Raw genomic sequence first — 14,854 nt, forward strand, 5'->3', positions numbered from 1 at the left:
AAGAGGTTACCAATACGGCAACCTCTAAAATATCTATAAAATTGCTTTTGCTGCAATATCCGAGCGATAATGTGCACCTTCGAAATGAATTTTTTCTGCTGTTTCATAAGCTCGCTTTTGACTCTCTTGAATGGTATCTCCTAATGCTGTAATCCCGAGCACTCTTCCACCAGCAGTAACTACTTTTCCATCTAGTTCTTTCGTACCTGCATGAATAACAATTGTATGATCATCTATTTGGTCTGGAAATGTGATTTCCAGACCATTTGGGTAACTGCCTGGATAACCTGGAGATGTCATCACCACACAGACTGATGCTTGATCGCTCCACTCTATTTTTAGTTCACCCAAACGCCCTTCGATAACAGCTAGGAAAACATCCACTAAATCTGTCTTTAATCTTGGCAGCACTACTTGTGTTTCTGGATCACCAAACCTAGCGTTAAATTCGATAACTTTTGGTCCTTCATCTGTAATCATCAGTCCGGCATATAGTACACCTTTATAGACAATTCCTTCTTGATGAAATGCATTTACCATGGGATGTATGATTGTATCAATGGCTTGCTGAACGATCTCATCTGTTATTTGAGGGACAGGGGAATAAGTTCCCATACCACCTGTATTTGGACCTTTGTCTCCATCAAAAACAGGCTTATGATCTTGAGAAATAACCATTGGTATGAAAGTAGTTCCATCGACAAAAGCCATCAAGGAAACTTCTTGACCTGTCATATACTCTTCAATTACGACTTGATCCCCAGCATCTCCAAATACTTTTTCATCCATTGCTTCTACAATGGCTTGTTCAGCTTCTGCTAAGGTTTGTGCTACAACAACCCCTTTACCAGCAGCTAAACCATCTGCTTTGATAACGATAGGAGCTCCCTCTTGTCGAACGTATGCCAATGCTTCATTGCTATTTTTAAAAACTTGATACTTCGCTGTGGGGATGGCATATTTTTGCATCATTTCTTTAGCAAATGTTTTGCTTCCTTCAATAATTGCAGCTGCTTTTCTCGGTCCAAAAACAGGAAGGTTAAGCAATTCAAATTGATCTACGATCCCTTCTATCAGTGGGACTTCCGGCCCTACTACCGTTAGATCAATCGCGTTTGCAATGGCAAACTCAGCTAATCTTTCTTGTTCTGACACCCCGATAGCCACATTTTCTGCAAGTATTGCAGTACCTGCGTTTCCGGGTGCACAGTATATTTGTGAAACACGCTTACTTTGGGCTAGTTTAGCAACAATCGCATGTTCACGTCCACCGTTGCCTATTACCAATACACGCATGCCTCTTCCTCCCCTAGTGTTTAAAATGACGCACTGCCGTAAATACCATCGTAATTCCATATTTGTTGGCTGCTTCAATCGACTCTGAATCCCGAATAGAACCACCTGGTTGAATAATGGCTCGAATTCCTGCTTCAGCCGCTTTTTCGAGCGTATCCGACATAGGAAAGAAAGCGTCGGAGGCTAATACTGCACCTTTCGCGGTTTCACCTGCTTGACGAATGGCAATCTCAGCTGCTCCTACGCGATTCATTTGTCCAGCACCAACACCGATAGTGCGATTATCTTTCGTAAGTACAATGGCATTGGATTTTACATGTTTGACTACTTTCCATGCAAATAAAAGTTCATTCCATTCAGCATCAGTTGGTTTTCGATCCGTCGCAACGGTACACATTTCTTGGGAGATCTGTTTGCTATCCTGTTCTTGTATGAGAATACCACCATCAATGGAAGTCGTTTTCCACACCGCTTCTTCTCCACCGGTTGAAAACGGAAGTTCCAATAGGCGTAAATTTTTCTTTTCACTAAGGATTTGTTGTGCTTCCTCACTAAAGCTTGGAGCAATAATGATCTCTAAAAATATTTCTTTCATCTTAGAAGCTGTATCAGCATCAATGGGACGATTTGCAGCGATAATGCCTCCATAAATGGATACTGGATCAGCTGCGTAAGTACGTTCATATGCTTCAAAGATCGTTTTCCCAATAGCAACACCACAAGGATTCATATGTTTTACTGCTACCACTGCTGGTTCGGTAAATTCTTTGACGATTTCTAAAGCTGCATTCGCATCTTGAATGTTATTGTAAGAGAGTTCTTTTCCTTGCAATTGTTTCGCAGAAACCAACTGGTCAGATGTTGCAAGAGCATCTTTATAATAAGCAGCTTTTTGATGTGGATTTTCCCCATATCGCAGAGTGCTCACTTTCTCATAAGAAAGAGTTAATTGATCTGGGAGTGTTTCGTTCCCTTCTCCTGTCAAATAACTTGCGATAAGAGAGTCATATGCTGCTGTGTGACGGAACGTTTTTGCAGCTAGACGTTTTCTAGTAGCAAGGGTGGTGTTACCTTTTGTGGCGAGTTCTTCTAACACAACAGCATAATCAGCAGGATCAACTAAAACCGTAACATCACGATGGTTTTTAGCAGCCGAACGCAACATCGAAGGTCCACCTATATCGATGTTTTCAATCGCCTCTTCATAGGTAAAACCTTCTTTGCTAATGGTTGCTTTAAAGGGATATAGGTTGACAACTACGAGGTCGATAAACTCAATTCCGTTATCTCTGCATGCTTGTTGATGAGATTGCTTATCACGAACAGCAAGTAATCCACCATGTACTTTTGGGTGGAGTGTTTTTACTCTGCCATCTAAAATCTCTGGAAATCCTGTGACTTCGGAAATCTGTGTTACTGGTAATCCTTCCTGCTTAAGAAGTTGAAAAGTACCACCAGTGGAAATAATTTGAACATCATGTTCTACGAGTTTTTTGGATAATTCCACAATCCCTGTTTTATCTGAAACGCTAATAAGCGCACGACGCACTTTAGACATTTTTAATCCTCCCTGTAACAAGCTGTTTGACTACTTCTGGATACAACTCATGTTCTACAGCTTGAATTTTTTGTGTATATGTCGCGAGTGTATCATTTTCTTCTATTGCAACGGCTACCTGAGCGATGATGGGACCAGTATCCATTCCTTCATCTACAAAATGAACCGTAACCCCTGAAACTTTAACAGGATATTCAAAAGCTTGTTCGATCGCATTTTTCCCTACAAATGCAGGCAATAGAGATGGATGTATATTTACAATCCGACCTTTGAATTTTCCTAATAACGTAGGGCCAATCAATCTCATGTAACCAGCGAGAATAATCCAATCAATCTTTTGCTCCTCTAATACTTCCAATAACGCAGATTCATACGCTTCTTTATTTGCAAATGACTTTGGTGAAACCAAATAATGGGGTACCTCTAATTGTTCTGCTCGATCCAATACTTTTGCGCCTTCGCGATCGCTAATCAGCAAGGATACTGACACTGCCCAGTTATCCTTGCGAGATTGATTCACAATACTTTCAAAGTTAGTTCCGCTACCTGAGGCGAAAACAGCAATACTCATTTTGCTTTTTCACCCTTCCATCGAAACTTCTCGTATCCTGAAACAATTTCACCAATTCGATTTACTGTTTCTCCTAGTTCCGAAACTCGTACCATTACCCCTGCTGCTTGTTCTTTTGGAACACAAATAACCATCCCAATACCCATGTTAAAAGTACGGAACATGTCTTCATCAGAGACATTACCGGAATGTTGTATACGATCAAAAATTTCAGGGACATCCCATGTGTCAGAGTTTATTTCTGCTGTCAGGCCTTCTGCTAACATGCGTGGAACATTTTCGACAAGTCCTCCACCTGTAATATGAGCAGCACCTTTTATCGTAAATTCTCTCATTAATGTTAACAATGTTTTTACATAAATTCTCGTAGGGGTTAACAGTTCTTTGGCGAGCTCGAGATTCATTCCATCCGCAAATAAAACATGTCTTGCCAAAGAAAAGCCATTGCTGTGTAATCCATTGGAAGCAAGTCCAATGAGCACATCACCAGGCTTAATAGCAGACCCATCGATTAATTGATCTCGCTCAACAACACCAACACAAAATCCAGCGATATCATACTCTCCTTTGGCATACATACCCGGCATTTCCGCTGTCTCTCCACCTATTAACGAACAGCCCGCATCCACACAACCATCCGCTATTCCTTTAACAACTGCTTCTGCTTGAGCAGGATGCAATTTACCTGTTGCCAAATAATCTAAAAAGAAGAGAGGTTCTGCTCCTTGAACTACGAGGTCATTGACACACATCGCCACACAATCAATCCCGATTGAGTCATGCAAGTCTGTGGCAAAAGCTAATTTTAATTTTGTTCCTACTCCATCTGTGGCCGATACTAGAACAGGATTCTCATACTTGCCAAGTGCAAAAGCACCACCAAACCCTCCAATATCGCCCAATACCTCTGGGCGATAGGTGCGTTTTACATGAGCTCGAATACGTTCCACTGTTTCATTTCCTGCATCGATATCTACACCAGCTTGTTTGTATGCTTCACTCATACCGTTTCCTCCACCTCAAGCGCATCATATAGCTTCGTTGGGTATTCTCCAGTAAAACAAGCTAGGCAATGTCCCCGATTTTTTTCCTTTGATGGTCGGCCAATCGCCTCTATCATACCTTCCGCACTGAGGAAAGCTAGAGAATCTGCATTGATCAGTTCACATATCTCATCGACAGTGTGATTGGAAGCGACGAGTTGATCTCGATTTGCAGTATCAATCCCATAGAAGCAAGGATTTTTGACCGGTGGGGAACTGATGCGTACATGAACTTCAACCGCCCCAGCCTCACGTAACAAGTTTACAATTCTGCGGCTTGTAGTCCCACGGACAATCGAGTCATCTATCATAACCACACGTTTGCCTTCTACTACTTTACGAACTGCACTGAGCTTCATCTTTACTCCTTGTTCCCGTAATTCTTGGCTCGGTTGAATAAAAGTACGACCGACATATCGGTTTTTGATTAACCCCAGTTCATAAGGAATCCCAGTTGCCTCAGCAAATCCAATAGCAGCGGACGTACTAGAATCAGGAACACCTGTGATCACATCAGCTTCGACAAATGCTTCTTTTGCTAACTGCCGTCCTAATCTTTTGCGGGCAGTATGCACATTGATGCCGCTTATATCGCTATCTGGACGTGCAAAATAAATGTATTCAAAGGAACAGATGGATGTCTCTTTTGGCTCAGAAAAACGAGTAACTCGCATTTCGTTATCTTGAGTGATCACAAGTAATTCACCTGGTTCAATTTCTCGGATAAAAGTCGCACCAACTGTATCAAAAGCACAAGTTTCGGATGCAAAGACATAGGATTCGCCTATTTTCCCAATTGCTAAGGGACGCAAGGCATGCGGATCTTGCGCCACAAACAATTGATCGTTGGTTAAAATCAGCAATGCATAAGCACCAACTAATTCATTTAATGTTTCTTTTACTGCCTCTTCCAGAGTATCTGCGTTTGATCGGGCAATTAAATGAGCAATAGCTTCTGTATCTGTTGTAGTTTGAAAGATAGAGCCATTTGCCTCTAATTCTTTTCGAAGTTTATCTCCATTTACTAAATTCCCATTTGTTGCAATCGCTATTTCCCCTTTGGCATAGTTAAACACCAAAGGCTGAACATTCGCCAACACACTCGATCCAGTAGTCGAATACCGGACATGTCCAATAGCAGTAGAACCTATTAACTGGGAAACACGCTCTGAACTAAAGACTTCATTTACTAAACCCATGTCGCGATGCACATGAAATTTTTCTCCATCCGACGTTACAATACCAGCACTCTCTTGCCCGCGGTGTTGCAATGCGTGGAGTCCATAATAAGTAAGTCTCGCTGCATCTGGATGACCAACTATCCCAAACACGCCACATTCTTCGTTTAGTTCGTCGAAGTCGAAGATGCTGTCATCTTGCATGGTATCGCCTCTTCCCAAAGGTTGGTTAGTTCTGATATGGAGCGATTGACTACGATCTGATCATTCACATGAACTTCCAAAGTATCTCCAGTCACTTCTCCAATAACTTGAGCTGGAATTTGGAATTGATTCATCATTTCAATCACTGCTTCTACTTTTTCTCGTGGTACAGACAATAAAACTCTCGATTGTGTTTCACTAAAGAGATATGGAGTAGCATCATATTCTGTTTCCAGTCTTACCTTAGCACCAAGGTTTCCACTGATACATGATTCAGCGATAGCAAGTGCGATACCGCCTTCGGACACATCATGCGCTGACTGAACAAATCCTTGACGAATAGCAGAAAGCACAGCTTGTTGCAATACTTTTTCTTTTTCACTATCCAATACTGGAGCACGACCTGAGATATTACCTGTATAAGCTTGTTGCAACTCACTGCCACCGAGTTCAATCGCAGTATCACCTAATAACACCAAAACATCATTGTCGTCTTTAAATGCTTGAGTGGTAATATGTTCACGCTTTTCAACCAAACCAACCATGCCTACAACAGGAGTTGGATAGATCGGTTGGCCTTTGGTTTCGTTATATAGACTGACATTACCACCGACAACAGGAGTTTGGAGAACTTCACACATTTCACTCATACCATCGATGGATTTCGATAGTTGCCAGTATACTTCAGGTTTCTCAGGGCTGCCAAAGTTGAGGCAGTCCGTCATACCCAGCGGCTGGGCCCCAGAACATACAATGTTACGCGCTGATTCCGCAACAGCGATACGTCCTCCATTTACTGGATCGAGATAAACATAGCGGCCGTTACCATCTGTACTCATGGCTAATGCTTTGTCTGTACCGCGAACGACAACAACTGCTGCATCAGAACCTGGACGAACCGCAGTGCTGGTGCGTACCATGAAATCGTATTGTTGATATACATACTTTTTGCTCGCCATATTTGGAGATTGTAAGATTTTCACTAATGCTTCATTTGCATCAATACCCACAAGAACTTCTGCTGGATTTACTGATTCATTTTCTACATAATAAGCTGGAACTTTTTCTTCCCGAATGTAAACAGGTGCATCATCTACTAAAGTATTAACCGGAATATCGGCTACTAACTTACCATGTTGGAACAGTCGATATTGATTACCATCTGTTACTTCCCCAATCACCGCAGATTGTAAGCCCCATTTGTTACAAATCGCAATTACTTCTTCTTCGCGACCTTTCTCCACAACCAAAAGCATCCGTTCTTGGGATTCCGATAACATGATTTCATAGGAAGTCATTCCTGTTTCCCGTTGTGGAACAAGATCCAGATTCAAGTCTAATCCTTGCCCCCCTTTTGCTGCCATTTCAGCACTGGAACAAGTAAGGCCAGCCGCACCCATATCTTGAATACCTAAAAGCATCTTCTTTTCTACCATTTCCAAACAAGCTTCCAAAAGTAGTTTTTCCATAAATGGATCGCCTACTTGAACAGCGGATCGTTTTTCTTCTGATTCTTCGTTTAGTTCTTCCGAAGCAAAGGTTGCTCCATGAATTCCATCACGACCAGTACTGGCACCAACATAAATTACCGGATTACCGCTGCCTACTGCAACGCCTTTTTGAAGATCTTCGTGATTGATGATCCCTACACACATTGCATTGACAAGTGGATTTCCATCATAAGCATTATCAAAAACGACTTCGCCACCAACTGTTGGTATTCCAATACAATTTCCATAGTGAGCAATACCGGCTACTACATTGTCAAATAGGTATCGTACTTGAGAAGAATCCAAGTCTCCAAAACGAAGGGAATTGAGAAGTGCAACTGGGCGAGCTCCCATTGAAAAAACATCACGAATTATTCCACCTACACCTGTTGCAGCTCCTTGGAATGGTTCTACCGCGGATGGGTGGTTATGACTCTCAATTTTAAATACAACTGCTTGGTCATCCCCAATATCAATAACTCCTGCACCTTCACCTGGTCCGAGCAAAATACGCGGACCTGTTGTAGGAAACTTTTTTAAGAGAGGTTTAGAGTTTTTATAACTACAGTGTTCCGACCACATTACGCTATAAATACCAATCTCAGTCCAATTGGGAAGACGGCCTAAGTGGCCTTTTACCTGTTCATATTCCTCTGAAGTTAAACCCATCTCTGTATACAACTGTTGATCTCTAATTTGTTCAGCTGTTGGTTCGATCATGCTTGATTCTCCTTCCAGTAAGCTAGCATTGAAGTAAACAGACGTGCTCCATCTGGAGAACCCATCCAATCTACGATCGCTCTCTCTGGATGTGGCATCATTCCAAGAACATTTCCTCTTTCATTTGTAATCCCAGCGATGTTTGCCAAAGAACCATTTGGATTACTTGCATAGCGAAATAAAACTTGACCACCAGCTTCTAATAGCTTTAATGTCTCTTCATCGCAAAAATAATTTCCTTCCGCATGTGCTATTGGAATTTGTACGGTTTCTCCTTGCTCATAATGTCTAGTAAAAGCCGAATCTACACGCTCAACTGTAATCGGTTCAAGCTCACAGCGGAATTGCAAATGATCATTTCGCATCAATGCACCAGGAAGTAAACCCGCTTCCGTTAATATTTGAAATCCATTACAGATTCCCACTACAAGCTTCCCTGTTTCAGCCTCTTTTCTTACTGCTTCCATTACAGGAGAGAAAGTAGCTAAAGATCCACAGCGTAAATAATCTCCATACGAAAAACCACCAGGCAAAAATATCGCATCATAGGACGATAAATCTGATTCTTGGTGCCAAACAGGATCAACGTCTCCTAATACATCTTCGATAGCATGTACTAAATCCATATCACAGTTAGAACCTGGGAATACCACCACAGCAGAACGCATGCTTACACCTCCTCAAGTTCAAAACGGAAGTTTTCAATAACAGGATTAGAGAACAATTTTTGACACATAGCTCTCACAGCAATTTCTGCTGCTGCTTTGTTTTCAGCATCAAGAGATACTTCAAGGCGTTTTCCGATACGCACATCAGATACTTGGTTATAGCCCATCGTGTGAAGTGACCCTTTTACAGCTACACCTTGTGGATCGAGGACACTTTCTTTTAACGTAACAAATATCGTTGCTTTATACATTTTATTGGCCTCCCAATCGTTTATCTATCTCTTGATATGCTTCTAAAACATTACCGAGGTTGCGACGAAAGCGATCTTTATCCAACTTGTCTCCAGATTCTAAATCCCAGAATCGGCAAGTGTCAGGAGAAATTTCGTCTGCAAGCAGTACTTGTCCATCCTTATCAAGCCCGAACTCCAATTTAAAATCAACTAACCGAATGCCTCGCTGCTCCATGTGGGTGGATAAGATTTTATTAATTTGGAGAGCCTGTTCTTTCATTTGAGCAAGAATCTCTTTGTTTGTAATCTCTAAAGCGTAAATATGATCTTCTAAGATCAGCGGGTCACCTAAACTATCATCTTTATAATAAAATTCAACAATTGGGAAAGGCAGGGGTTTTCCTTCCTCTAAACCCAATCGTTTGGCGAAGCTGCCGGCAGTGACATTACGAACTACTACTTCTAACGGAATAATGGTCACTCTTTTTACCAATTGCTCCAATGTAGATAATCTTTCGAGAAAGTGGCTCTGTACTTGATTTTCTGCTAGCAATTCGAAAAAATAACTCGTAATTTTATTGTTTAAAGCACCTTTTCCCTCTATAATTTCTTTCTTTTCCCCATTAAAAGCAGTTGCTGCATCTTTATACTGGACCAACAAAACATTTGGATCTTTGGTGGTGAAAAGTTTTTTTGCTTTTCCTTCGTAAACAAGCTCTCCCATCCTGTACTCCTCCTATAGTCCAAGCCGGTCAAAGATAAAGTCAACTTGAGCTAAATGATGTCGGTAATCAAAGCAATCTGCGATCTCTTCTAGATTAAGGTGCCTGCTTACAAATTCATCTTGTTCCACTAATCCACGGAAAGAAGTTTGTTCCTCCCAAGCTTGCATCGCTAAAGCTTGAACACGATCATATGCTTTTTCACGTGTTAAGCCTTTATTGATCAGGGCAAGCAATACCCGTTGTGAATAAATAAGACCAAAAGTACGATCCATGTTCCGCTTCATATTTTCTGGGAAAACACGTATCCCACTAATAATATTCGTAAAACGGTTTAACATATAGTTCAACAGAATGGTTGCATCAGGAAGGATCACTCGTTCAACAGATGAATGAGAAATATCTCTCTCATGCCAAAGCGGGACATTTTCATAGCTTGATACCATGTGACCACGCACGACACGAGCAAGACCAGAGATATTTTCACAACCAATCGGATTGCGTTTATGAGGCATAGCTGAAGATCCTTTTTGACCTTTTCCAAATGGCTCTTCTACTTCACGGGTTTCGCTTTTTTGCAGGGCACGAATTTCCGTTGAGAATTTATCCAGCGATGTTGCAATCAAAGCGAGAGTCGCCATATAGTTTGCATGACGATCCCGTTGCAAAGTTTGGGTTGAGATTGGAGCAGCTTCTAATCCAAGTTTCTCACAAACAAATTTTTCCACAAATGGATCGATATTTGCATATGTTCCAACAGCACCAGACATCTTTCCTACACGGACAGTTTCAATAGCTTGTACAAAACGCTCACGATTTCGCTTCATTTCTTCATACCAAAGAGCCATTTTAAGACCGAATGTGGTAGGTTCAGCATGTACACCATGAGTACGTCCCATCATCACGGTATATTTGTATTGCTTTGCTTGCTCCCCTAATACTTCGATCAAACGATCCACATCTTTTAACAATATTTCATTTGCTTGTCGCAAAAGATAGGAGAGAGCTGTATCTACTACATCCGTAGATGTCAAGCCATAGTGCACCCATTTGGACTCTTGTCCTAACGTTTCAGAAACTGCACGAGTAAAGGCAACTACATCATGACGTGTTTCTTGCTCAATTTCTAAAATACGATTCACATCAAAACCAGCTTTTTTGCGGATAAGTTCTACATCTTCTTTTGGAATAACACCGAGTTCAGCCCATGCTTCACACGCTAGTATCTCTACTTCTAACCATGCCTGAAAACGATTTTGATCTGTCCAGATGGAGGACATTTCCTCACGAGCATAACGATTAATCAAGTGAATACCCCTTTTCTACTGAGTCCATATAGCTTTTTCTTCTGTTTCGGTAAGGGCTGGACATATCTTTAATTGATCCAACTGATCCAAACCTTGTTTTATATCGTCCGTCAACACGGTCACATGTCCCATTTTTCGACCAGTCTTTGCTTCTAGTTTTCCATACCAGTGTGCTTTTATATTGCTAGGTAATTTATCATAGGAGTGGAGAAATGCTTCTTTATGTTCCCCTAATACATTCATCATAATCGCAGAACGATATTGTGCAGGTTCAACTAGTGGTAAGCCTATAACAGCGCGTAACATTTGTTCAAACTGTGAGGGATTGCAAGCGTCATACGTATAATGACCAGAATTATGAGGACGTGGTGCCAATTCATTTATATAGAGATGTCCATCAGCATGTAAAAACATCTCTACAGCAAGTAATCCTACTACTTGTAGATGTTTCGCAACTTTTTTTGCTAGCTCTACAGCCAACTTACTTGTTTCTTCTGCTATTGTAGCAGGAGCGATGGAAAGATGGAGAATATGATTTCGATGTAGATTAACAGCAGGGGCAAATGCCTTCACTTCCCCTGTCACACTTCTAGCGACAACAACGGAAATTTCTTTTAAAAATGGAATAAATTTTTCTAGAATAAATGTCTGAGTCCATACATCCTTTTCAGCAAGCCATTCGGTTACATCTTGTTTGGTGTGGAACGTCCACTGCCCTTTTCCGTCGTATCCACCTGTTACTGTTTTTAATACAGCAGGTAATCCTATTTTATCAATTGCAGACAGTAGTTCGTCAGCCGAGGAGACTTTTGCATACAGCGCAACAGGTACTCCTGCTTCTTCCATTGCTGCTTTCTCCATTAATCGATGACGCGTGACTTCTAATAGTCTACTTCCTTGCGGTACTGATGTTTGTTGTTCCAAACGCTGAACTAGTGTCGGATCAATATTTTCAAATTCATAAATGATAAGATCAGATAATGATGCCAATTTATCGACTGAATCCAAATCATCAAAGCCAGCTTTCACATGATAATCCGAAACTTGGACTCCTGGAGCATCCTCTGATGGGTCTAACGTCGCAAAACGATATCCCATCTTTCTACCTTCGAGGATAATCATTCGGCCAAGTTGTCCGCCACCCAGTACCCCAATGGTTTGATCAGGTAACAAGATACTCATGAAAGTTCCCCCTCTTGAAGTACCTTTTGTCTTATAGCTTGACGTCTTTCTTCTAATCTTTGCTGAAGTTTCTCTTCTGAGGCTCCTAATATTTGAGCAGCCAATAAACCTGCATTCGTCGCTCCAGCATTGCCAATGGCTACAGTTGCAACAGGCACTCCTCCCGGCATTTGCACAATAGATAATAAAGAATCGAGTCCACTCAGACTAGAAGATTTCACAGGTACTCCAATCACAGGTAAGACTGTTTTAGCAGCTACCATGCCAGGAAGATGAGCTGCTCCTCCAGCACCTGCAATAATTACCTTAATCCCACGCTCTATTGCTGTTTCTGCATAGGAAAACATTTCATCTGGGGTGCGATGAGCAGAAACTACTTTCTTTTCATAAATAATCCCTAATTCATCTAATACATCACATGCTAATTTCATTGTTGGCCAATCAGAAGTACTGCCCATTATCACTCCAACACGTACCATCGTCCGCCTCCATAAAAAAACCCAAACAGTGTATTCCAGAAGCTATCAGGCAGCTTCGCGAAATCCTATACTATTTAGGTAGTGTTAGCTTTATTAATAACATGTTTAGTGTACCAACCTTTGTAAAGCAAGTCAAACAAAAAAACGAACATCACATGGTATCAAAACCTGTAATGTTCGTAAATATCATATTAGCTACTAAAAAAGATAGGATATTAACCTGTACCTTTTTATTTCGTTCACTCATTATTACTATCGTTCTTTTTATTCAAATTGTCTATGTGATAAACCCAATTTCCTATAGCTTTATAAAACTCTTCTGGATTATCTAACATCATAAGATGTCCACTTTTTGGTATCACATATGTTTTGATCTTTTTAAGATGGGGATCAAGAAAACTTTGTTTATTATTTTCACCATGTATATAGGTTTTATGAAAGACGGACTGAAATAGTTGTAGTAATTTGCCGCTCTCAGACCATTTTAATAACGAGCAGGCACTTCTGTAAAAAGCCAGAGAACTGCCTTGTTGGCACCACTTTGCCCATATTTTTTCACTGACTTCATCCGATTGCTCAAGAGAATTCATTAACTCAGCAAAACCATTTTGAATAAATTCAATCTCTTGTTGTTTTGCCACGTTTCTACTTACAATACCACAATCTTCTGCTACTAGATTTCCCTTTACATTGATAAATGAACGTAAATTTGAAATTTTATCTATAGCTAGTAAGCCAATAACTCCACCCATACTATGAGCCACAATATGAACATTATCCATAGAAAGAGTATGAATAAGAGAAACAATTATTTCCGTCTGTGTTTCAAGATCATAAGAAAAGTCCATAGGATGGTCTGATTCACCAAAACCTAAAAAATCAAATGAACACAAAGAGTAATCTTGCAAATATTCCATATTATAAGCGTTGTGGAATGCATCTTTCGTACAACCGATACCATGAAGAAATACAATCCACTTTTTTGAAGCTTTTCTAATATTCGTTGCAATCTTCATATGTTGATATTTAAAATTCACATCCATATATGTCACCACTTTCATTCCCTAGAAATATTTATAGATTCCCCCCAAGTTTATTATATTCTGATAATTAAGACTATATTTTTTTATTTCTATATCTCTTCAGCTTTAGTCGTTCAGAGTACATCAAAAACCTAAATCTATATTCCCAAAATAACATATAGTATCTATTTTATTAATAAAATAATTACAAATAGCAAATTATATATTGATTACTGGTTATATTTATTAAATAATAGAAGAAATTAGAGAAAATTTAAAAAGGGGTTTTGTGATTTGATTAAACAAGTTGTACATATTGCTGGCAATGAACTTGAAGTGGATTTAATCGAATACATGGATTTTCTCGTGGAAGAAGTCATTCCTAAAATCCTCCAGCTGCCAGGCGTTATAAAGGCAGATGTAACAAAACTAACGCAAATGACCATTACCCCTGATGCAAAACAAACCGAAAGCCAGAATGTATCTCTACAAGCTCAAGTCTATTATGAAGACGAAGAAGCATATCAGTATGTAATCTCTAATGTGATTGATGAAGACTTAATGCAAATCTTATTAGATGGCACTAATTTTATTTCTTTGTATAGTGGATACCAGTACTCCTTTCTAAAATATTAGGTATGAGTTAGGGGAGCTAGCAAGAAAGCCTCCTCTCCTTCTCCTTGCTTGTATCTCAATATTGCCTCCAATCAGATAAAATACCTAATGTTTCGACTATCCTGTGTAGGAAATAGACCTGCGAGCCACTTTGGATGCGGGCTTTGTGCCAGTTGGAACCGTCTTTTTTTCTATCATTTGCTGTGCTTTTGCCAGCTTTTGTTCATACTGGCGAAAAACTCGGTTCGCATTTATTTTCGTTCCATCATCAAAAATAGCAAAGTCTTTCAGCCCCAAATCGATTCCAATGGCTTCTTTTCTCGCGGGAACGGATCGCAAGTAGCATCCCTCGCAAAGGATGGATATGTTATATTTTCCTGTTGGTGTTCGACGGATCGTGACGGACAAAATACGACCACTTATTTCTCGGGAGGGGACAAACCATCCCACGATTTAAACCGTGGGTTTTCTCGCTCAAAATATTATACTCAAGTGAATATTAATAAAAAGATTTCACTACAGTCCTTAGTCTGCTGTTCTTCTACTTGTTCACCAGAACAGGGCAA

General features: G+C 40.4%; 15 protein-coding genes. 1 reads left to right on the top strand and 14 read right to left on the bottom strand.

The features are described 5' to 3' along the window. Positions 1-33: 33 nt before the first annotated feature. The 13 genes from purD to AC5WOE_RS18345 form a co-directional block, all read right to left on the bottom strand. On the bottom strand, positions 34-1,296 hold the full coding sequence (gene purD / locus AC5WOE_RS18285; RefSeq protein ID WP_496051427.1) for a phosphoribosylamine--glycine ligase: 1,263 nt from the start codon (positions 1,294-1,296) through the stop codon (positions 34-36). 13 nt (positions 1,297-1,309) lie between these two features. After that, entirely contained in the window at positions 1,310-2,854 is a 1,545-nt protein-coding gene (gene purH / locus AC5WOE_RS18290) for a bifunctional phosphoribosylaminoimidazolecarboxamide formyltransferase/IMP cyclohydrolase (RefSeq protein ID WP_496051426.1), read from the bottom strand. Then, complete coding sequence (gene purN / locus AC5WOE_RS18295) at positions 2,847-3,425, bottom strand: phosphoribosylglycinamide formyltransferase (protein WP_496051425.1); 579 nt, start codon at positions 3,423-3,425, stop codon at positions 2,847-2,849. Before purN ends, purH begins: the two co-directional genes overlap by 8 nt. After that, positions 3,422-4,429: a phosphoribosylformylglycinamidine cyclo-ligase gene (purM, locus tag AC5WOE_RS18300; protein ID WP_496053184.1), complete on the bottom strand. Its 1,008-nt coding sequence runs from the start codon at positions 4,427-4,429 to the stop codon at positions 3,422-3,424. The genes purN and purM overlap by 4 nt, the downstream gene beginning before the upstream one ends. Further along, positions 4,426-5,850, bottom strand: coding sequence for an amidophosphoribosyltransferase (gene purF / locus AC5WOE_RS18305; protein WP_496051423.1), 1,425 nt, complete (start codon positions 5,848-5,850; stop codon positions 4,426-4,428). The genes purM and purF overlap by 4 nt, the downstream gene beginning before the upstream one ends. Further along, positions 5,814-8,060 (bottom strand): phosphoribosylformylglycinamidine synthase subunit PurL, encoded by a 2,247-nt coding sequence (gene purL / locus AC5WOE_RS18310; protein ID WP_496053185.1) that lies wholly within the window; start codon positions 8,058-8,060, stop codon positions 5,814-5,816. The genes purF and purL overlap by 37 nt, the downstream gene beginning before the upstream one ends. Next, a complete protein-coding gene (gene purQ, locus AC5WOE_RS18315; protein ID WP_496053186.1) occupies positions 8,057-8,728 on the bottom strand; it encodes a phosphoribosylformylglycinamidine synthase subunit PurQ in 672 nt (223 codons plus the stop codon). Before purQ ends, purL begins: the two co-directional genes overlap by 4 nt. Before the next feature lie 2 nt (positions 8,729-8,730). Beyond that, positions 8,731-8,979: a phosphoribosylformylglycinamidine synthase subunit PurS gene (gene purS / locus AC5WOE_RS18320; RefSeq protein ID WP_496051420.1), complete on the bottom strand. Its 249-nt coding sequence runs from the start codon at positions 8,977-8,979 to the stop codon at positions 8,731-8,733. Position 8,980: 1 nt separating this feature from the next. Further along, entirely contained in the window at positions 8,981-9,685 is a 705-nt protein-coding gene (purC, locus tag AC5WOE_RS18325) for a phosphoribosylaminoimidazolesuccinocarboxamide synthase (RefSeq protein ID WP_496051419.1), read from the bottom strand. Positions 9,686-9,697: 12 nt separating this feature from the next. Beyond that, positions 9,698-10,990, bottom strand: coding sequence for an adenylosuccinate lyase (gene purB, locus AC5WOE_RS18330; protein ID WP_496053187.1), 1,293 nt, complete (start codon positions 10,988-10,990; stop codon positions 9,698-9,700). Positions 10,991-11,005: 15 nt separating this feature from the next. After that, positions 11,006-12,172, bottom strand: coding sequence for a 5-(carboxyamino)imidazole ribonucleotide synthase (gene purK / locus AC5WOE_RS18335; RefSeq protein ID WP_496053188.1), 1,167 nt, complete (start codon positions 12,170-12,172; stop codon positions 11,006-11,008). Further along, positions 12,169-12,651, bottom strand: a complete 483-nt coding sequence (gene purE / locus AC5WOE_RS18340) for a 5-(carboxyamino)imidazole ribonucleotide mutase (protein ID WP_496051416.1) — start codon at positions 12,649-12,651, stop codon at positions 12,169-12,171. The genes purK and purE overlap by 4 nt, the downstream gene beginning before the upstream one ends. Before the next feature lie 239 nt (positions 12,652-12,890). Then, positions 12,891-13,694 (bottom strand): alpha/beta fold hydrolase, encoded by an 804-nt coding sequence (locus tag AC5WOE_RS18345; RefSeq protein WP_496053189.1) that lies wholly within the window; start codon positions 13,692-13,694, stop codon positions 12,891-12,893. 273 nt (positions 13,695-13,967) lie between these two features. On the opposite strand from AC5WOE_RS18345, the gene AC5WOE_RS18350 reads away from it, so the two are divergent. Continuing rightward, a complete protein-coding gene (locus AC5WOE_RS18350) occupies positions 13,968-14,309 on the top strand; it encodes a hypothetical protein (protein WP_496051414.1) in 342 nt (113 codons plus the stop codon). A 96-nt stretch (positions 14,310-14,405) separates the two neighbouring features. Here the strand turns inward: AC5WOE_RS18350 and AC5WOE_RS18355 are convergent, their stop codons facing one another. Further along, a complete protein-coding gene (locus AC5WOE_RS18355) occupies positions 14,406-14,696 on the bottom strand; it encodes a hypothetical protein (protein WP_496053190.1) in 291 nt (96 codons plus the stop codon). Positions 14,697-14,854 lie beyond the last annotated feature (158 nt).

The organism is Shimazuella sp. NTD248, assembly GCF_059510395.1.